Source organism: Metabacillus sp. KUDC1714 (assembly GCF_014217835.1).
GTDB classification, from domain to species: domain Bacteria; phylum Bacillota; class Bacilli; order Bacillales; family Bacillaceae; genus Metabacillus; species Metabacillus rhizosphaerae.
Map to the genome: position 1 here is coordinate 2995001 of NZ_CP055263.1, position 20107 is coordinate 3015107.

A 20107-nucleotide genomic window follows, 5' to 3' on the forward strand; every position below is an offset into this window, starting at 1 on the left:
AAGTTAATAGAAAAGAGAGTCTTAGATGGTTAGAATCGTAGATGTTGCAAAGAAGGCAAATGTTTCTACTGCTACAGTCTCTAGAGTCATAAGTAAGCCTGATACTGTAAGAGAGGAAACAATTAACAAAGTATTAAGAGCCATTAAAGAATTAAACTATCATCCAAATGTTTTAGCTCGTCAGCTAAGGACGTCAGAAACTAAAACAGTGATTGTTGTGATTCCGGATATATCTAATCCTTTCTTTTCAAAGGTTCTACGAGGAATAGAAAATCTTGCATCTGCTAACGGATACCAAGTTTTACTTGGTGATGCTGGGAATGATAGTGAACAGGAAAGTCGGTATTTAGATATGCTCCGTCAGAAAAAAGCAGACGGAATGATCTTATTAACAGCAAAAATGAAACCAGAGATTGTCGAAGAGATGGCTAATGAATTTCCAGTAGTGCTTGCCTGTGAATATATTGAAGGATCTTCTATTCCAACGATTTCAATTGACAATGTTAGTAGTGCTAGAAAGGCAACAGAATATTTAATTCAGTTGGGACACCGAAGAATAGGAACTATTTCTGGGCCACTTGATAGTGTATTAGGACAGGATCGATTAAAGGGTTTTTACCAGGCGATGGCAAGGTATAGCATATCAGTAGATCCAGTACTAGTACAAGAAGGTCACTTTAATTATGAAAGCGGATTTAATTTAATGAAGAAGTTCTTAGCGCTCAATAGAATGCCAACAGGAGTATTTGCAGCGAATGATGAAATGGCTTTGGGTGCCATTAGAGCCATAAGAACAATGAACCTTAGAGTGCCTGAAGACATCTCGGTTATTGGATTCGATGATATTCATTTTTCCTCTATTTTCGAGCCTGCTTTGACCACAATTTCACAACCAGCTTTTGAAATAGGGTCTAAAGCGATGGAACTATTAATCATGCTAATGGATAAAAAGAAAATCGAGAAAAATCAATATATTTTAGATGACAGTCTTGTCATAAGAGAATCGTGCTCAAAGATCAATAAATCATTACACGTTTAATGTAATCGGTTACAAATGTCGGTTCACTCATAACTTTTAAACCTAGTAAACAGGGATAAAAAGTTTATTTTTATAAAGAAAATGTAATGGATTACAAAATAAAGAAAGAAATTAGATTTCATTCATTTTCTCTATAAGTTAAGAAGCGCTAATTTATAGCTTCGAAATGCGGTTGATTTGTAAACGATTACAAATTTCTGCCAATTGAACTTTAAAGGAGGTGGTTGTAAAAAACGTTAGTTGTACCTTACAAAAAATTAAAGTACATGAAAAATTTGGGGGTTATGAAATGAAAAAGAATTTATTACTTTCCGTGTTATTGCTACTAGTTTTTAGCGTGATAATCGGATGTGGAAATAAGGAAGAAGCACAGACAACAGAAGGAAGCACAGAAAAAAATGAAAATTACCTCTCTGAATCAGGGCCACTAACAATAAATCCTGAGATTCCAGATATAGAAGTTCTAGATAAAGGACCAAATGGCGAACAAGCAGTTTCTGCAAAGTCTTTACAGTTAACTGAGGAAGAACTTCAAAAAATTAAGGACGGTAATTATAAAGCAGCAATTGTTATGCACTATTCAGGCACAGATTATATGAATGCAGCTGTTGGAGCAATGCAAGACACATTTGAAAAAATGGGAATTGAAGTTGTAGCTGTAACAGATGCACAATTTAAGGCTGAGAAACAAGTAAACGATATTGAAACAGTATTAGCGAAAGATCCAGATATCATGATTTCTGTTCCTGTTGATGCCGTATCGACTGCACCGGCTTATAAAAAGGCTGTAGCACAAGGAGTAAAGCTTGTATTCATGGACGGTGCTGCTGATGGACTTGTTGCAGGTAAGGATTATATCAGTGTTGTTTCTGGTGACAACTATGGTAACGGTGCGGTTGCTGCAGACATCATGGCAGAAAAGATTGGTGGAAAAGGGAAGGTTGGAATCGTTTATCACGATGTAAACTTCTTCGTAACGAAAAACCGTTCTGATGCGTTTGAAGCAACAATTAAAGAGAAATACCCTGACATTGAAATCGTTGCACAAGGTGGAATTACTGATCCGAATAAAGGTGAAGAGGTAGCTTCAGCCATGCTGACAAGAAACCCGGACATTGATGGAATTTTTGCTCCTTGGGATGTACCAGCTGAAGGTGTTATGGCTGCAGCTCGTACAGCTGGAAGAGATGACCTAGTTGTTACAACAGTTGATTTGGGAACAAATGTAGCAATTTCCATCGCATCTGACGGGATCGTTCAAGGTCTAGGTGCTCAATTACCATATGACCAAGGTGTAGCACAAGCGATTCTTTCAGGGTATGCACTTTTAGATAAAGAAGCACCTGCATATGTAGCGTCTCCAGCTATTAAAGTAACAAAAGAAAATGTTATCGATGCTTGGAAGCTTATCTATGGGGTAGAAGCACCATCAACAGTAAAAGATGCACTGAAATAATATTAATTAAAGCTTGTTTAGAGACTGCTGCAAATCTGCCAGCCTCTATAAATAAAGGAAGGTGAACATAGAATGGATCAACCTATACTTGAAATGAAAAATATTTGTAAAGCATTTAATGGAATTACCGTTCTTGATCAAGTCAATTTCTCTGTTAAAAAAGGTGAGGTCCACGCATTGATGGGTGGAAATGGTGCTGGTAAATCGACTTTAATGAAAATCCTTACTGGCATTTATGCAGCAGACAGCGGAGAGATTCATATTGAAGGAAAACCGGTGAGTATTAAGAGTTATGATGATGCGCAAGCGAATAAAATATCGATGATCTTTCAGGAATTCAGTTTAATTCCAACACTTAGTGTTGCTCAAAACATCTTTCTTACTCGTGAAAACAAAACATCACTTGGACTTTTGGATGATAAGGAATGTGAGAAGAAAACTGAAAAACTTCTTGAAGAATTAAACGTTGATATCAAACCAACTGATATTGTTCAAAACTTAGGAGTTGGTTATTGGCAAATGACAGAAATCGCCAAGGCGCTTTCTCAAGATGCAAAAATTTTAGTTATGGATGAACCCACTTCTTCATTAACGAAAACAGAAACAGAAGTGTTGTTCAACTTTATTAATCAATTAACAGAAAAAGGATATTCAATTATTTATATTTCTCACCGTATGGATGAGATTTTCGAAGTATGCGATAGGATTACAATATTGCGTGATGGGAGATATATCACAACAGAAACAATTAGTGAAACGAATCTTGACACAGTCATTCAGCATATTGTCGGTATGGAGTTTGACCAAGCCTTTGAATGGCTGGAGCGCCCATACTCAACAGAGGCGCCGCCGGTTTTTGAAGTGAAAAATTTAAATGCGGGAAATAAGATTCAGAATATTAGCCTTAAGATTCAACCTGGTGAAATTCTTGGAATCGCCGGATTAATGGGAAGCGGAAGAACTGAATTAGTTCGCAGTCTCTTCGGTATTGATCCAATTGATAGTGGAGAGATTTACGTTGATGGTGTTAAACAATCAATAAAATCGGCAACAGATGCGATTGATGCAGGGATCGCTTTAATTCCAGAAGATCGACGTGTACAAGGGTTAGTTCTCGAGCATAGTGTAAGAGACAATATGATTCTTCCAATCCTGCCAAAGGTAAATAAAGGTCTTTTTGTAGATACCAAAAAGTCAAACGAAATCAGTAATGAACTTGTTCGTAAGTTGAATATCAAAACAGACAATATTTTTAAAAAATCCGGCCTTTTATCAGGCGGTAATCAACAAAAAATTGTCCTTGCCAAATGGTTAGCCAATAATCCGACTGTCTTATTACTGGATGAACCAACAATCGGTGTTGACATTGGGGCGAAAACAGAAATTATCGATATTATTAGAGAAATGGCTAATAACGGCAAAGCAATACTCGTTATCTCTTCGGAACTCCCAGAGCTTCTTGCGATGAGTGATCGTGTCTTAATCATGCATGAAGGTAAGATTAAAAAGGAGATGAAGAGAATGGAGATTAAATCAGAGGAGGATCTAGAATATGCAATCCAAGGTTTCTAAAGTAGAAAAGCCAGTATTACCTAAGTTTAAGGGTTTTGAATGGAGAAATTATATCGTGTATTTTGCCTTCGTAGGGGTATTAATCTACTTTTCTATTACTTTATATGATGAGGGATTTTTAACATCTGGAAATCTATTAAATATCGTTAGACAAACGGCTACAATTTCCTTAATGGCTCTCGCGATGACGTTTGTTATCAGTACGGGAGAAATTGATCTATCTGTAGGATCGATAGCCGCTTTATCCTCACTAGTAGGAGCTTTAGCGCTACAAGCAGGATATGGCATCATTGGCGGATTAATTGGCGGTGTTGGTACAGGAATTGTTGTTGGTTTAATTAACGGTTTACTTGTAACAAAAGTAGCGATTCCTTCTTTCCTAGTAACTCTAGGTACAATGGGAGCGATTAAAGGTCTTGCGATGTGGGTAACGGATACAGCTCCTGTGCCGATTGTTAATTCAAATTTTAATTTCATCTTTGGTTCAGGTGACATCGGACCAATCCCGGTACTACTTCTTTGGACTGTTGTATTTACGATTATTGCTCATGTCTTGCTTCGTAAAACGTCATTTGGACGACAAGTACTAGCTACAGGTGGTAATGAAAGTGCTGCACGCTTCTCAGGTGTTAAAACAATGCGTATTAAGCTAATCGTTTTCCTAGGTACTGGTGCAATGGCTGGTTTAGCAGGATTACTATATGCAGGACGCATGAATGCAGGAAGATTCTCTTTCGGTGAAGGAGATGAGCTATCTGTAATAGCAGCAGTTATTCTTGGCGGTACAAGTCTTTTTGGTGGCGTTGGTACAATCATTGGAACTCTGGTTGGTTCTTTAATGATCGGTACGATTAATAACGGATTGATCATTATGGGGCTAGATGTTAGCCAACAAATGATTATTAAAGGGATTATCATCATTTTAGCGGTAGCATTCGGTAAGAAAGCATTGAAAAGATAGATTTAAATGAAAAAAGGGATGGAACAGTCAATCGTTCCATCCATGAAATAAACAACAAGGTGAAAAAGAGAACAGGAGGATGAGATGTGGAAAAAATAAAAGTCGGAATCATTGGTACTGGTTTTATAGGACCAACTCATATTGAAGCAATTAGAAGACTGGGATTTGTAGAAGTAGTTGGTTTAGCAGAGAGTAATCAAGAGTCAGCAGAGAAAAAGGCTGCTGAATTAGGAATTCCTAACGCATATGCATATGGTGATTATCGAGACATGCTGAAGAACGATGAAATTCAAGTCGTGCATAATTGTACACCAAATCATCTTCATTTTGAAATTAATAAAGACATTATTTTAGCTGGAAAGCATGTGATATCTGAAAAGCCGCTAGCGATGAATAGTGATGAATCAGCAGAACTGTTAGAGTTAGCGAAAAAACAAGGCATTGTTCATGGTGTGAATTTTAATTACAGACAGCATGCAAGTGTACAAAATCTACAATCAATGGTTGCAAATAATAATTTTGGGAATGTCAACTTGGTTCATGGCAGTTATTTGCAAGACTGGTTATTGTATGAAACTGATTATAACTGGCGATTAGCTCCAGGTGTTGGCGGTAAATCTCGTGCTGTAGCAGATATTGGTTCACATTGGTGTGATACTGTTCAATTTGTAACTGGCAAAAAAATAGCTGAGGTTTTCGCTGATTTAGCAATCGTCATTCCTTTGAGAAAGAAAGCAAAATCAGGTATTGCAACATTTAGTGCTTCAAGTGACATGGAACAAGAATATGATGATGTTCCGATTAATACTGAAGACTATGCATCTGTACTTGTTCGCTTTGAAGATGGTTCTAGAGGAGTCTTCACGGTTTCTCAAGTAAGTGCTGGACGGAAAAACAGACTAAGCTTCGAGATTAATGGTAGTAAAAGTTCTGCATTTTGGAATCAAGAAGAACCAGAAAAATTATGGATCGGACACCGTGATCGAGCGAATGAAATTTTGCTTGCAGATCCGTCATTGTTTACAGCAGAAGCAAGATCAGCCATCAATCATCCAGGTGGACATAATGAGGGCTGGCCAGATGCATTAAAAAATATGATGTTTAACTTCTACACTTTTATAAAAGAAGGAAAGAACCTAAATACAGATAAGCCAAACTTTGCAACATTTGAGGATGGGCATTTATCTATGTGTATCACCGATGCGATTTTAGAGAGCAATGAGGAGCAAAAATGGGTGAAAGTTCAGGTAGGTAAGGAGGTACATTCATGAAACTAGGTGTATTTACACCCCTTTATCAGAATCTTCCTTTCGAAGAGATGCTGGATAAAGTAAGTGAAATGGGACTTGAAGCTGTTGAGCTAGGCACAGGTAACTATCCTGGTAATCAGCATTGTAATCCAGATGAATTACTAGAATCACCGGAAAAAGCAAAATCATTTATGAATGCTGTTGAAAGCAGAGGGTTAACAATCAGTGGTTTAAGCTTTCATGGAAATCCGCTGCACCCAAATAAAAAAGTTGCCAACGAATCTCATGAAGTATGGAGAAAAACAGTCTTGTTGGCAGAACGCTTAGGAATACCGGTTGTAAATGGTTTTTCTGGCTGTCCTGGAGACCATGAAGGAGCAAAAAATCCAAACTGGGTTACTTGTTCTTGGCCGCCAGAATATATAGATGTGCTTAATTGGCAATGGGATGAAGTTGTTATCCCTTATTGGAAAGAAGAAGCAAAATTTGCAAAACAGCATGGTATTAATCAAATTGCATTTGAAATGCATCCTGGATTTGTCGTTTACAATCCAGAAACATTACTGAAATTACGCGAACATGCGGGAGAAAACATCGGAGCAAATTTCGATCCAAGTCATCTAGTATGGCAAGGCATTAATCCTGTCGAAGCAATTAAGAAGCTTGGCCGTGAAAATGCAATCTTCCATTTCCATGCAAAAGATACGTATTTAGATAAAGAAAATATCAGCATAAACGGTGTGCTTGATACAAAGCACTATAGCAACATTTTAGATCGCTCATGGACTTTCCGCTCAGTAGGTTACGGCCATGATGAAAAAATCTGGAAAGACATGATCAGCACATTACGAGCGGTTGGCTATGATTATGTCATTTCAATTGAACATGAAGATATGCTTGCATCAACGGATGAAGGTTTGAAGAAAGCTATTTCACTTCTTAAAGGAGCTTTGTTCAAGGAAGAGCTGACTGAGATGTGGTGGGCGTAGCTTTAAGAAACAAATCATTTAACATATAGGAGGATTTACGATGTCAATGAAAGCAGTATTTTTCCCAGGTGATAAAAAAGTAGAAATTCGTGAAGTAGACATTCCAACTCCTGGGCAAGGAGAGGTATTAGTTCAATTAAAAGCATCAGCAATTTGCCGCAGTGATATGAGTTTATATCATGGTACGTCGGTTTTTCAAGGAACGAAAACAGGCTGTACAGTGCCGGGGCATGAGCCTGCCGGAGTCATTACCGAAGTAGGAGCTGGTGTTGAAAAATTTAAAACAGGAGACCGTGTTGCGGTTTATTTAGCAGTAGGCTGTGGCGAGTGTGCTCATTGTAAAAGCGGCTACAAAATGTTCTGTAAAGAATTCAAATGCATCGGATTCGATTCTCATGGTGGAGATGCAGACTACATGGTTGTACCAGCTGAAAACTGCATGAGACTTCCAGATAGCATGAGCTTTGTAACAGCAGCTGTTTCAACAGATGCAGTCGGAACTCTTTACCACGCGCAAAAGAGAATGAATATTTCTGGTAGAGATATTCTTGTGATTTTTGGTATGGGACCTATGGGAGGAGCAGGTGTCATGATTGCAAAAGGCCTAGGTGCAACGGTTATTGCTGTTGACATGCTTGATGAGCGCTTGGAGCTAGCGAAAGAAGTAGGTGCCGACTTTACAATCAATGGAAAAAATGTGAATGTACAAGAAGAAATTAATCGCATTACAAAAGGTTTAGGAGCGGATGCTGCAATTGATTGTTCAGGAAGTCCATATGCTGAGAATGATGCATTGGATTGTGTAAGAGCACATGGACGTGTAGCGTTTATCGGGGAAAGCAAGGAAACAACAATCAAGCCAAGTCAGCAATTAATCCGTAAACAAATCACTGTCATGGGATCATGGTACTTCCCAATTCAAGAGTTTGATGAAATTGCTGAATTCATTGTACGAAAGAATTTACCAGTTGAAAAATTAGTAACACATACATTCAAGCTAGAAGAAGCGGAAGAAGCCTTCCGTATGTTTGACGATCGAGAAACAGAAAAAGCTGTGTTTGTTTGGTAATAAGATAGATTTATATTTTGCTACTTACCTATTCGGTAATAGCTCGTGATTAAAAATGAATGAGAAACGGAGTTGTTGATGATGAAAATATCATTTAATACGTGGGTTTATGGCTCTTTTCCGTCTTGGCTTCCAACTTATCCATTGGAAGAAGTAATTAGTCGCTTATCAGCGATGGGATATGATGGAATTGAAATTGGTTGTGCAAGTCCTCATGCATATCCAGATTTTTTATCGAATGAAAGACGTAAAGAAATTCTTAATCATTTAAAAAGAAACAATCTTAATGTTGCTGCTATGCTTCCTGCTCCAGGGGGCGGACCTGGCTTAAATCCATGCTCTCCATTAAAAGAAGAACGAGAATTTACAATTAAACAATATAAAGATGTCGTTCGACTTGCCCACGATTGGGAATGCCCAACTGTGATGTGGCTTGCGGGCTGGTTTGGCTTTGGAACTACTCAGAAGGACGCATGGAAATATAGTTTAGAAGGTTTACAAGATGTTGCAAAATACGCAAAAGATCTTGGAATTACAATGGTTGTTGAGCCTCAAGCAGCCGACAGCAATCTAATCGAATCCGCTGATGATGCCTTAATGCTTGCTGAAGAGGCGGGAGAATCCAACGTAAAAGTAATGTTTGACACGTTCCATGCCTTATATAGAAACGAGGTACCAAGTGATTATGTATATAGAATGAAGGAAAAGCTGCATCACGTTCATATTTCAGATGATGATCGTTTGCCTCCTGGTCAAGGAAGTGTGAATTTTGATTCCTTACTAAAAGCGTTAAAAGAAATTGATTATCAGGGCTATCTATCAATGGAAGTTGGATTTCATACAAGAAAAGCAGATCCAGATTGGTATGCAAAAACTTCAATTGACTATTTGAAACAGAAACTAGCAGAAATTAAATAAAGAAAATAAAACAGATCATATATACCTTGAACATCTTTTTGGATTCTAGAAAAGATGTTCAAGTATAAGATTTTATTTCATAAAAAATAGGGGGATTTTCATGAAAAAGATTTTTTTCAAAATGATGATGATTCTATTAATTAGTGGTCTAGCAATTGCTGGATGTAGTCAAAGTAGTTCTTCTCAATCTGGAAATGAAAGTGAAAAGAGCGATAAAAATGAGGTAAAACTTCCTGATTCAGGTCCACTTACGATTAACCCGGAAATTTCAAGTGAACAAGAAATATTAAGTAAAGGTCCTTATGGAGAAACAGCTATTTCTGCAAAGGATTTTCAACTAACAGAAGAAGAAATTGAAAAGATTAAAGAAGGTAAATACAAAGCTGCAATTGCCATGCATTATGCTGGTAATGATTATTCAACTGCACAAATTAACGGTTTAAAAGCAGCATTTGAAAGAATGGGAATTGAAGTGGTTGCTGTTACAGATGGGCAATTTAAGTCTGAAAAACAAGTAGCTGATATCGAAACAATCATGGCAAAATCTCCAGATATTATCGTCAGTCTACCGGTTGATCCTGTTTCAACTGCTCCGGCTTTTAAAAAAGCTGCAGATGCTGGTATTAAACTGGTATTTATGGATAGCGTACCTGTGGGATTAGAACCAGGCAAGGATTATGTAAGCGTTGTCGCTTCTGATAACTATGGAAATGGTACAGCGGCAGGAGATATTTTAGGTGAACAGCTTGGTGGAAAAGGGAAAGTTGGTATCATTTACCACGATGTTGACTTCTTTGTAAATAACCAACGTCGAGAAGCAGTTGAAACGACACTTAAAGAAAAGTATCCAGAAATTGAAATTGTCACAAGCAGCGGAATAACAACACCGAACGATGCTGAAAAAGTAGCATCAGCCATGTTAACGAGATACAACGATTTAGACGGTATTTTCGCCATTTGGGATGTACCTGCTGAAGGTGTTTTAGCAGCTGCACGAACGGCTGGAAAGGAAGATTTAACTATCACAACAGTAGATTTAGGTACAAACGTTGCCTTAGAGATTGCTTCTGGTGGAAATGTAAAAGGTCTTGGATCACAGCTGCCATTTGATCAGGGAGTTGCAGAGGCGATTTTAGCCGGGCATTCTTTACTTGGAAAAGAAGTTCCTCCATTTGTCGCTGTACCAGGTTTAGCTGTAACACAGGAAAATGTTTTAGAGGCATGGAAAATGGCATACCGTCAGGAAGCTCCGGAAGTAATTCAAAAGGCTGCAAAACAATAATTTAACAATTAAATTGTTTAATAACTTTTAAAAATAATGTAAGCGATTATAAAAAAGATGTTCACAAGAGTATATCCTAAATGGGCAAAAGGAGCGATGAGAATGATTAAATACGGTTATAACACACTTGTATATGCTGGTGAGAATATTGAAACTAGTATTGCGAGATTATCAAAATTCGGTTATGACGGTGTTGAATTTGTTGGGGAACCAGGACAAATGGATACTGGTTTAATAAAGGAACTGCTTAATAAATATAACATCTCTGCCTCTACAATATGTGCGATTTATAATGCTGAAAGAGACATCGTCTCCAGTGATAAGCAAACTAGAAGGAATGCGATTGAGTATATTAAAAGCTGCGTTGATTTTGCAAGTACCATTGGGGCACAAGGAATTTCATTAACTCCAACAGCCTGTATGAAAATTTATCAGGAGGCCGATAGAGAAACTGAGCTTAATTGGGCTGTTGAAGGAGTTAAAGAAGCAGGCTCATATGCTGGAGAACATGGAGTCAGATTAACTGTTGAACCATGGAATCGCTATGAGAATTATCTTATTAATCGAATGGAACAATCTCTTGAACTTGTCAATCGTGTTGATTTACCTAGTGTTGGGTGTATGGGTGATACATACCACATGAATATTGAAGAGGTAGACATTGCTGATGCGATTCGCCTGGCTGGGGATAAATTATATCATCTCCATATTGCTGACAGTAATCGTGCGGCACCTGGAAGAGGGCATATCGATTTTAAACCAATCGCGAAAGCATTAAAGGATATAAACTACAGTGGTTATTTAACAATGGAATTATTACCTGCTTTTGCTGACCCATTTAATGGGACAAGATGTGAAGAATTCTATGATCAATACACAGAGGAGTCTATCGTTTTCCTGAAAAAATTATTTAAGGAGGAAGTATGATGACACAGAACACAAAGGATGTTGTACTTAAAAAACCACAAGGCAGTTTTGATAAAAAAGAAATGAAGGCTGCTGTTACTTATGGAACTCAAGATTTAAAAATCGAGTCCGTACCTGTCCCGGAAATAAAGGATAATGAGGTTCTGATTAAAGTAAAAGCTTGCGGGATTTGCGGAACCGATCCACATATATACAACGGACATTTTCCAGCTCCTAAGCCTCTCATCCAAGGCCATGAATTTGCTGGTGAAATTGTAAAAATAGGATCATCAGTGACTAGTGTATCGGAAGGTGACCTTGTAACAGCAGATATCAATATTAGTTGTGGCAATTGCTATTATTGCCGGACAGGTCAGAAGCTCTTTTGCGAGAACATCACACAGCTAGGTGTCCATATCAATGGTGCATTTGCAGAGTACGTAAAAGCGCCTGAAAATAATGTGTATAAATTACCTGAAGCTATGTCCTGGGAGGAAGGCGCATATATCGAACCACTGGCATGTGTTATCAGAGGCCAGGAGCGGGCGAATGTCGGAATGGGGGATACAGTAGCTATTATCGGTGCTGGGCCAATGGGGCTAGCCCATGCAATTATGGCAAAACTAAATGGTGCAAGCAAGGTTATTCTATCTGAAATGAATAAAACACGTCTTCAAAAGGCTAAGGAGCTAGGAGTAGATTTTGTTATTGACGCATCAGAAACAGATCCTGTCCAGGAAGTAATTAATTTTACTGAAGGAAGAGGCGCTGATGTTGTATTTGAAGTTGTTGGAGCGATCCCGACTTATCAGCAAGCTTTACAGATGGTTAGAAAGGGAGGAACGCTGGTTGCTTACGGCGCAGCTCCTGCTGATAAAGTGATGGAAATTAAACCATTTGACATCTTTAGCAAGGAACTAACAATCGTAGGTTCTTATGCAGGTACTTACGGAACATGGACGAAGGCAATCCAACTTATTTCATCAAAAAGATTTAATCCTAAAGATATTTTCAGTAAAACGATCACATTAGATCAGTTAGAAGAGGGAATCAAAGAGGCAGATCAAAACAAAGATACGATAAAAATTTTAGTGAACGTCAATCAGGACTAAATTTAAAGGGGTATATTTCCTTTAAATCTTATTCTAGCAGGTAAGGTGTAATAATTCTCTTGGTTAGGAGTGATTTCTTCTGTATAAGTATAGTGCTACCCAGTGGATATATGGAAATGAAGACTTAGAAATCAGTTTGAAAAGATTGAAAAAGTTTGGTTACCAGGGAGTTGAATTAGCTGGTGAACCAGATTCAATTGATATCGAGCAAACAAAAAAACTTTTACATGAGTATAACTTGGAATGCAGTTCGATTTGTGGCATTTTTACTCCGGAAAGAGATCTATCCTCATCGAACGAAGCTATTCGGAAAAATGCTGTTGAATATGTAAAAAAATCGGTCGATTTAGCGAAAGCCTTAAATGCCCAAACATTGATTGTTGTCCCAACCTGTGTTGGTAAGCTTTCTTCAGAAACGACTCTTGAGGAAGAATGGAATAATGCTATTTTAAGTGTTAAAGAGGCAGGACAATATGCAGATGAACAAGGAATCACAATTGCTATTGAAGCATTAAATCGTTATGAAACATATTTAGTGAACAACCTTTCATTAGCTCTAAGATTTGTTGAGGAAGTTAATGTAGAATGTGTTGGAATAATGGCTGATTTGTTTCACATGAGCATAGAGGAACGCGACATGAAGGCATCTTTAACGAAAATTTCTGATTATCTAGCACATGTCCATATAGCTGATAACACACGTGAAGCTGCTGGTCTTGGGCATACAGATTTTAAACCCGTTATTTCATTCCTAAAAGACAGAAATTATCAAGGATATATAACGATGGAATTTTTACCAGCTGTTTCAAATCCATACTTAGCATCTGAACTCACCGGAGAAAGCAATATTTTTGACGACTTTACTAGACAATCAATCCAGCACATGAAAAAAATTGTTGGAAATTTTTAATAAATAAAAACTTTTATTTTTCAAGTTAACAGTAAATTTAATTGATTTTAGTCTGACAAAGGGAGGTTTTCCAATGATAATTATTCATGCTTATTTCAAGGTTGATCCAGAACAACGTAATGAGTTCCTTGAAATAGCTGGACAAGTAACGAAACATTCTAAAGCTGAAGAAGGAAATATTACTTATCAGTACTATGAAAATCCAGAGCAGCCAAATACATTTGTTTTTGTAGAGAAATGGAAGGATCAAACTGCTATTCAGATACATGAAGAAACGTCCCATTTTAAAGGATTTGTAAGCAAGGTTGACAAGTTTTTATGTGAACCGTTGCAGGCAGAGTTGTTCGAGGCGTCGATTCTGTAGTAATTCAATGATGAATCAATAAAAATAATAAGAAAGTTGAGGGGAAATGATGAAATTAGGCTACCAAACGAATACCTGGGGAGGCGTTGTTGGTCACCCTGCTGGTGTTACTTCAGTAAAAGATTCCTATTATCTTGCAAATGGTTCAACAGAAGAAGCATTAGAAGATATTAAAGCTGCTGGTTATGAAGGCTTTGAACTGTTTGATGGAAATCTGATGCAATATAAAGGGAAAGAAGAAGAGTTTAAAAGACTGATTGAAAAACATTCGTTAGACTTTATCGGAGTTTATACTGGTGGGAACTTTATCTTTCCGGACATTTTAGAAGATGAATTAGTGAAAATTGAAGAAGTTGCTGCTCTAGCATCTACTCTAGGAGCAGAACACCTAGTTGTTGGTGGAGGAGCCGTTAGAGCTAAAGGTATTTTAGAGAGCGATTACAAAGATTTAGGTGAAGCATTAAATAAGGTCAGTCATATTGCTGAAAAATATGGTCTTATTGCAAGCTACCATCCACACTTAGGTACTTGTGTTCAGTCACCTGAACAATTAGATAAATTAATGCCATTAACTGTCATTAACTTATGTCCTGACACTGCACACATTGAAGCAGGTGGGGGGGATCCGGTAGGCGTCATTAAAAAATATATTGATCGTATTCAATATGTTCATTTTAAGGATTTTCAAAATGGAGAGTTTTTACCATTAGGTGAAGGAAACCAGGAATTTGATGAAATGGTAAGAGTGTTAGAAGAAGCTCAATATGATGGTTGGCTAACAGTTGAGCTTGATAGTTACTATGATCCAAAAGCTGGAGCAGAAATTAGCCGTAATTACCTGACAAAATATGAATCTATTAAATCAATATAAGGGTTGTCCAAAACAAGGGGGCTCAAATATGAAAAAGTTATTTTCTATTTTAACAATGGTTTTGTTAGCAATAATGCTAGGTCTTGCAGGATGCAGCCAAGGAAGTTCTACTACCTCTGAAACAAGTGATCAAGATCAAGGTTCAACAGAAGAAGTTGCAACAGAAGAATCTGGTCCTATCGCTATTAACCAGGAAATTCCTGATCAAGAAATCTTAAGTAAAGGGCCTGATGGAGAGTCGGCTGTGTCGGCTAAAACACTAGAGCTAACAGAAGAGGAAGTTCAAAAGATTAAAGAAGGTAACTATAAGGCAGCCATTGTTATGCACTATGCTGGAAATGACTGGGCTACAGCACAAATTGAAGGGTTAAAAGCAACATTTTCCAGAATGGGAATTGAGGTAGTAGCAGTAACAGACGCACAATTCAAAGCAGAAAAACAAGTATCAGATATTGAAACAGTATTAGCTAAAGATCCAGATATCATCGTTGGGATCCCTGTTGACCCTGTGTCTACAGCATCGGCATTTAAGAAAGCGGCTGATGCGGGAGTAAAAGTCGTATTTATGGATAATAAGCCAAATAATTTAGAAGCTGGTAAGGATTATATAAGCGTTGTATCCGCTGATAACTATGGTAATGGGGTACAAGCAGCCGAAATAATGGCAGAAGAATTAGGTGGCAAAGGTAACATTGGGGTTATTTATCATGATGCAGATTACTTTGTAACAAAGCAACGAGTTGAAGCATTTGAGAAAACAATAACAGAAAAATATCCAGATATTAAAATTGTAGAACGTGGAGGAATTGTAGCACCAAACGACGGAGAAAAAGTGGCGTCAGGAATGCTCACAAAGAATCGAAATTTAGAAGGCATGTTTGTCGTTTGGGATGTTCCTGCTGAAGGGGCATTAGCTGCAGCACGTACTGCTGGTAGAAATGACCTAGTCATTACAACAATTGATTTAGGAACAACAGTTGCCATTGATATTGCATCAGATGGAATGATTAAAGGCTTAGGCGCACAGCTTCCATATGATCAAGGAATCTCAGAAGCGATCTTAGCTGGATATGGTTTGCTTGGAAAAGAAGCACCTGCATATGTAGCAGTTCCCGCATTAAAAGTAACACCGGATAATGTATTAGATTCTTGGAAACTTGTTTATTCAAAAGAAGCTCCAGATACGATTCAAGAAGCTGCAAAATAATAAAGACAAAATAATTGGAGGGAATAAATATGAAAAAATTAAACGTAGGAATGATTGGCGGAGGATTTATGGGAAAGGCACATGCTCTTGCTTACGCGGGAATGCCAATGTTTTTTTGGCCGGCACCTGCTGTCCCACATCGTCACACGCTTGTTGACGTGACAGATGAAATTGCAAAAGAAGCAGCAGCAAAATTAGGTTTTGATAACTACTCATCTAACTGGAGAGAGGTAGTAGAAAATCCAGAGATCGACATTATTGATATAGTTACACCAAATAATTCACATGCTGAAATTGCCATTGCTGCAGCAAAAGCTGGTAAACATGTAATCTGTGAAAAACCTTTAGCTAGAGATGCTGCCGAAACAAAAACAATGTTAGATGCAGTAGAAGCAGCAGGTGTAAAGCATATGGTCGCTTTTAACTACAGAAGAACACCAGCTGTTGCACTTGCGAAAAAATATATTGAAGAAGGTAGAATCGGAAACATTTTAAACTTCCGTGGAACATATCTTCAAGATTGGTCTGCAGATCCTAACTCACCATTATCGTGGCGCTTCCAAAAGGAAATTGCCGGATCAGGTGCACTAGGTGACATTGGTACGCATGTTATTGATTTTGCTCGCTACTTAGTTGGGGAAATCACAGATGTCAATGCCGTATCAAAAACGTGGATCCCAGAAAGACCAGTTCAATCAGGCGGCGCAGACAAATTAGGAACTGTAAAAAGTGCAGGAGATGTTCCTAAAGGTAAAGTAGACGTAGATGATGAAATCACTACATTAGTCAAATTTGAAAATGGTGCAGTTGGAAGCATTGAAGCAACTCGTAATGCATGGGGACGCAATAACTTCCTAACATTTGAAATCCACGGTGATAAGGGCTCTATCTATTTTAACTATGAGCGTCGTGATGAGCTTCAAGTATGCTTCTCAGACGATCCAGGAGATGCAAAAGGGTTCAGAACAGTTTACACTGGACCAGCTCATCCATACGGTGAGGGTTTATGGCCAATTCCTGCTTTAGGGATTGGGTACGGTGAAACAAAAATTATTGAAGCGTATGATTTTATTAAATCAATTGTTGAAAACACAGAGGTATCACCAAATTTCAAGGATGGATACAAAATTGCAGTAATTTCTGATGCGATACTTGAATCAGCTGAAAAGGGAAAATGGGTGAAACTTGAAAAAGACGCTGTAAAAGTAAACTAGGAATCTTCTCAATTTCCAAACCGATGGTTGTGGGCTAATGGGATTTCATCACGTTAATGTTGTTTAAAGTAGTTAATGAAAGGAAAGAAAAAGAGCTGGGCTGCTAAGAAATAGCAGCCCAGCTCTTTAGATAAACGAGGGTTCAATAAGGAGTTCTCTTACCTCAATAAAAGAAGAGTTGTAGAGTTTTTTTAGGCTTTTTGCTATTCCCTAGAAATGTTTTCTGAATTTGCCCAAAATTGACTGACCTTTTTCTATCCAGTTTTCTTTTGCCTTTTTGCATATCAAAATTAAAAAACTGGAAAATATAGTTTGAATTTGTTAATAAAAATTACAAAGGATTTCGATAGATTAGGGGTTGAAAATAAAATTTATTCTAATTGTTCTTCATTAAATTTTTCCCATGCATAATGCATGTGTGTTTTAAATGCATCAACACATTTTTCAACATCACGTTCATGTAATGCATCTAAAATAGGTTTATGCAGTTTTGCTACTTCATCTAATTTATCGAAATACAATTGGCTTGTTAGATACCAAATTCGATTTGAAACAGCGCTTAAATCTTCCCATACTTTATACATAAATTCATGATTTGCTAACTTATAAATGTAGTTATGAAAAGCACCATCGAATTCCCTTACTTGATCGAGGTCATTATTTAGACCTGCTTTGAGCATGTTTTGATACAAATCATCAAGTTCTTTTAAATCTTCATCCTCTATTTTTGCTATAGCTCTAGCAATAGCAAGCGGTTCCATTACTTCGCGGAAGCTATAAATCTCTTCAATATTCTTATTAGAAAGGTTTGATACAAAGGAGCCTTTATGGCGATGATGGATGACAAATCCCTCTTTTCTTAAACGGGAAAGGGCCTCTCGAACCGGAGCTTGACTAACATTATATGTTTTTGCTACTTCCAATTCTAATATTCGATCTCCTGGTTTTAATTCCCCTTTTATAATTGATTCTTTTAATAGATCACATACTTGATCAGATAATGAATAATTCTTAACTTTCCCCATAGGAAAAACACCTCTTAGTTTAAATTTTATCGATAATCATTTTTTTGTTTAGTGTAGCTTAAAAAAAGTAATTAATCAATTTATAACAATAATGATTTTGACAATTCAAAATATTATTGTTACAATACTTATATATTATCGATAATCTATAATGAAGACTTAGACAAGGGGGAAAAGCATGAATATTTTTGTAGTAATGAAAAGAACATTTGATACTGAAGAGAAACTCACTATCCAAAAAGGTGTAATTGAAGAGGAAGGAGCAGAGTTTATCATTAATCCATATGATGAATATGCAATTGAAGAAGCAATTCAACTAAAGGATGCACATGGTGGTGAAGTATGTGTGATCACAGTCGGTGGTGAAGATGCTGAAAAGGAACTCCGTACAGCATTAGCAATGGGTGCTGACAAAGCAGTGTTAGTGAATATTGAAGATGATATTGACGATGGAGACGAATATACAACTGCAAAGGTTTTAGTACAATTTTTTAAAGAAAATGAATTTGACATTATTTTAGGGGGTAATGTAGCAATTGATGGAGGTTCTGGACAAGTAGGTCCACGTATTGCAGAATTGCTTGATATTCCATATGTAACAACAATTACGAAGTTAGAAATCAACGGTGAATCAGTATTGATTGAACGTGATGTTGAGGGTGACATTGAAATCATTAAAACATCGCTGCCAGTCTTAGTAACAGCACAACAAGGATTAAATGAACCTCGTTATCCTTCTTTGCCAGGTATTATGAAAGCGAAAAAAAAGCCGCTTAATGAGTTAGAACTAGATGATTTAGAATTAGATGAGGATGATGTTCAGGCAAAAACAAAAGTTGTAGATGTTTATTTGCCACCAATTAAAGCTGCAGGTAAAGTTCTTGAAGGAGAAATGGATGAACAAGTAAAAGAATTAGTAAATTTGTTACAAAAAGAAGCGAAAGTAATATAAAAGGGGGAGATCATTTATGACACGAAAAGTATTAGTAGTAGGAGAAGTTCGTAATGGTGCACTACGTAATGTATCTTTTGAGGCAATTGCTGCCGGAAAAGCAATTGCTGAAGGAGGAGAGGTAGTCGGTGTTATTTGCGGAGGATATGTAAGCGCTTTATCTAATGAAATGATTACATATGGTGTCGACCGTGTCATAACAGTGGAACATGAGTTGTTGATAAATTACACAAATGATGGGCTAACACAAGCATTAATGGCTGTTATTGAACAAGAAAATCCAGAAGGTATTATTATGGGGCATACTGCAATAGGGAAAGATCTATCTCCACGAATTGCCACGAAAATTAATTCCGGTCTTATTTCAGATGTTACAGATGTTGGTGTTGAAGCTGGTCAGATCTTATTTACACGTCCTATTTATTCAGGAAAAGCATATGAAAAGAAAGTCATAAAAGAAGGTATTGTCTTTGCGACAATTCGTCCAAATAACATTCAGGCCCTGGAAAAAGATACTTCTCGTTCTGGTCTTGTTCAGTCTTTAGATGTAGAAATTAAGAACTTACGTACAATCATTAAGGAAATTGTTCGTAAAACCTCAGAAGGAATAGACCTCTCTGAAGCAAAAGTTGTTGTTGCAGGTGGACGCGGGGTGAAAAATTCTGAAGGATTTAAAATTCTTGAGGAGCTGGCTGAACTTCTTGGCGGTGCAGTTGGTGCATCTCGAGGTGCGTGTGACGCAGAATACTGTGACTATTCTCTTCAAATTGGTCAAACTGGTAAGGTAGTTACTCCTGACCTATATATCGCATGCGGAATATCCGGAGCTATCCAGCACTTGGCAGGTATGTCTAACTCAAAAATAATTGTTGCAATTAACAAGGATCCGGAGGCATCTATTTTTAATATAGCAGACTATGGGATTGTCGGTGATCTGTTTGAAGTCATTCCAATATTAATAGAGGAATTAAAAAAAGAAGTCATTAATGTTTAGTTGAGGGGAATGAACA

Annotated in this window: 19 protein-coding genes; 18 read left to right on the plus strand and 1 reads right to left on the minus strand. The window is 37.4% G+C overall.

Going from position 1 to position 20107, the window contains the following annotated elements; all coding sequences use genetic code 11:
• The first annotated feature begins 25 nt into the window (after positions 1 to 25).
• The 16 genes from HUW50_RS14265 (at position 26) to HUW50_RS14340 (ending at position 17120) form a co-directional block, all read left to right on the plus strand.
• Positions 26 to 1039: a LacI family DNA-binding transcriptional regulator gene (locus HUW50_RS14265; RefSeq protein ID WP_185652961.1), complete on the plus strand. Its 1014-nt coding sequence runs from the start codon at positions 26 to 28 to the stop codon at positions 1037 to 1039.
• Between the two features lie 289 nt (positions 1040 to 1328).
• Positions 1329 to 2495, plus strand: a complete 1167-nt coding sequence (locus tag HUW50_RS14270; protein WP_066323657.1) for a substrate-binding domain-containing protein — start codon at positions 1329 to 1331, stop codon at positions 2493 to 2495.
• Positions 2496 to 2567: 72 nt separating this feature from the next.
• Entirely contained in the window at positions 2568 to 4067 is a 1500-nt protein-coding gene (locus HUW50_RS14275; RefSeq protein WP_066323658.1) for a sugar ABC transporter ATP-binding protein, read from the plus strand.
• Complete coding sequence (locus HUW50_RS14280; RefSeq protein ID WP_066323659.1) at positions 4048 to 5028, plus strand: ABC transporter permease; 981 nt, start codon at positions 4048 to 4050, stop codon at positions 5026 to 5028. The genes HUW50_RS14275 and HUW50_RS14280 overlap by 20 nt, the downstream gene beginning before the upstream one ends.
• An 86-nt stretch (positions 5029 to 5114) precedes the next feature.
• Positions 5115 to 6299 (plus strand): Gfo/Idh/MocA family protein, encoded by a 1185-nt coding sequence (locus HUW50_RS14285; protein ID WP_185652962.1) that lies wholly within the window; start codon positions 5115 to 5117, stop codon positions 6297 to 6299.
• A complete protein-coding gene (locus tag HUW50_RS14290; RefSeq protein ID WP_185652963.1) occupies positions 6296 to 7267 on the plus strand; it encodes a sugar phosphate isomerase/epimerase family protein in 972 nt (323 codons plus the stop codon). Before HUW50_RS14285 ends, HUW50_RS14290 begins: the two co-directional genes overlap by 4 nt.
• Before the next feature lie 40 nt (positions 7268 to 7307).
• Positions 7308 to 8336 (plus strand): zinc-dependent alcohol dehydrogenase family protein, encoded by a 1029-nt coding sequence (locus HUW50_RS14295; protein ID WP_185652964.1) that lies wholly within the window; start codon positions 7308 to 7310, stop codon positions 8334 to 8336.
• Positions 8337 to 8414: 78 nt separating this feature from the next.
• Positions 8415 to 9254, plus strand: coding sequence for a sugar phosphate isomerase/epimerase family protein (locus HUW50_RS14300; protein WP_066323674.1), 840 nt, complete (start codon positions 8415 to 8417; stop codon positions 9252 to 9254).
• 100 nt (positions 9255 to 9354) lie between these two features.
• Entirely contained in the window at positions 9355 to 10536 is a 1182-nt protein-coding gene (locus HUW50_RS14305) for a substrate-binding domain-containing protein (protein WP_185652965.1), read from the plus strand.
• 102 nt (positions 10537 to 10638) lie between these two features.
• Positions 10639 to 11463 carry a sugar phosphate isomerase/epimerase family protein gene (locus HUW50_RS14310; RefSeq protein WP_185652966.1) on the plus strand — a complete coding sequence of 275 codons (825 nt, stop codon included), beginning with the start codon at positions 10639 to 10641 and terminating at the stop codon, positions 11461 to 11463.
• The gene (locus HUW50_RS14315) at positions 11460 to 12554 is read left to right on the plus strand and encodes a zinc-dependent alcohol dehydrogenase (protein ID WP_185652967.1); all 1095 of its coding nucleotides are present in this window, start codon (positions 11460 to 11462) and stop codon (positions 12552 to 12554) included. Before HUW50_RS14310 ends, HUW50_RS14315 begins: the two co-directional genes overlap by 4 nt.
• A 145-nt stretch (positions 12555 to 12699) precedes the next feature.
• Positions 12700 to 13464, plus strand: coding sequence for a sugar phosphate isomerase/epimerase family protein (locus tag HUW50_RS14320; RefSeq protein WP_185652968.1), 765 nt, complete (start codon positions 12700 to 12702; stop codon positions 13462 to 13464).
• A gap of 73 nt (positions 13465 to 13537) precedes the next feature.
• Positions 13538 to 13828 carry a putative quinol monooxygenase gene (locus HUW50_RS14325; protein WP_066323692.1) on the plus strand — a complete coding sequence of 97 codons (291 nt, stop codon included), beginning with the start codon at positions 13538 to 13540 and terminating at the stop codon, positions 13826 to 13828.
• 46 nt (positions 13829 to 13874) lie between these two features.
• Positions 13875 to 14699, plus strand: coding sequence for a sugar phosphate isomerase/epimerase family protein (locus HUW50_RS14330; RefSeq protein ID WP_260445498.1), 825 nt, complete (start codon positions 13875 to 13877; stop codon positions 14697 to 14699).
• 28 nt (positions 14700 to 14727) lie between these two features.
• Positions 14728 to 15906: a substrate-binding domain-containing protein gene (locus HUW50_RS14335; protein ID WP_185652969.1), complete on the plus strand. Its 1179-nt coding sequence runs from the start codon at positions 14728 to 14730 to the stop codon at positions 15904 to 15906.
• A gap of 29 nt (positions 15907 to 15935) precedes the next feature.
• Positions 15936 to 17120: a levoglucosan dehydrogenase gene (locus tag HUW50_RS14340; protein ID WP_185652970.1), complete on the plus strand. Its 1185-nt coding sequence runs from the start codon at positions 15936 to 15938 to the stop codon at positions 17118 to 17120.
• Positions 17121 to 17491: 371 nt separating this feature from the next.
• On the opposite strand, the gene HUW50_RS14345 is transcribed toward HUW50_RS14340, so the two are convergent.
• A complete protein-coding gene (locus HUW50_RS14345) occupies positions 17492 to 18145 on the minus strand; it encodes a GntR family transcriptional regulator (RefSeq protein ID WP_066323716.1) in 654 nt (217 codons plus the stop codon).
• Between the two features lie 178 nt (positions 18146 to 18323).
• Between HUW50_RS14345 and HUW50_RS14350 the strand changes: the two genes are divergently transcribed.
• Together HUW50_RS14350 and HUW50_RS14355 are read left to right on the plus strand one after the other, a co-directional pair.
• The gene (locus HUW50_RS14350; protein ID WP_066323719.1) at positions 18324 to 19097 is read left to right on the plus strand and encodes an electron transfer flavoprotein subunit beta/FixA family protein; all 774 of its coding nucleotides are present in this window, start codon (positions 18324 to 18326) and stop codon (positions 19095 to 19097) included.
• Positions 19098 to 19113: 16 nt separating this feature from the next.
• Positions 19114 to 20091, plus strand: a complete 978-nt coding sequence (locus tag HUW50_RS14355) for an electron transfer flavoprotein subunit alpha/FixB family protein (protein ID WP_066323721.1) — start codon at positions 19114 to 19116, stop codon at positions 20089 to 20091.
• Positions 20092 to 20107 lie beyond the last annotated feature (16 nt).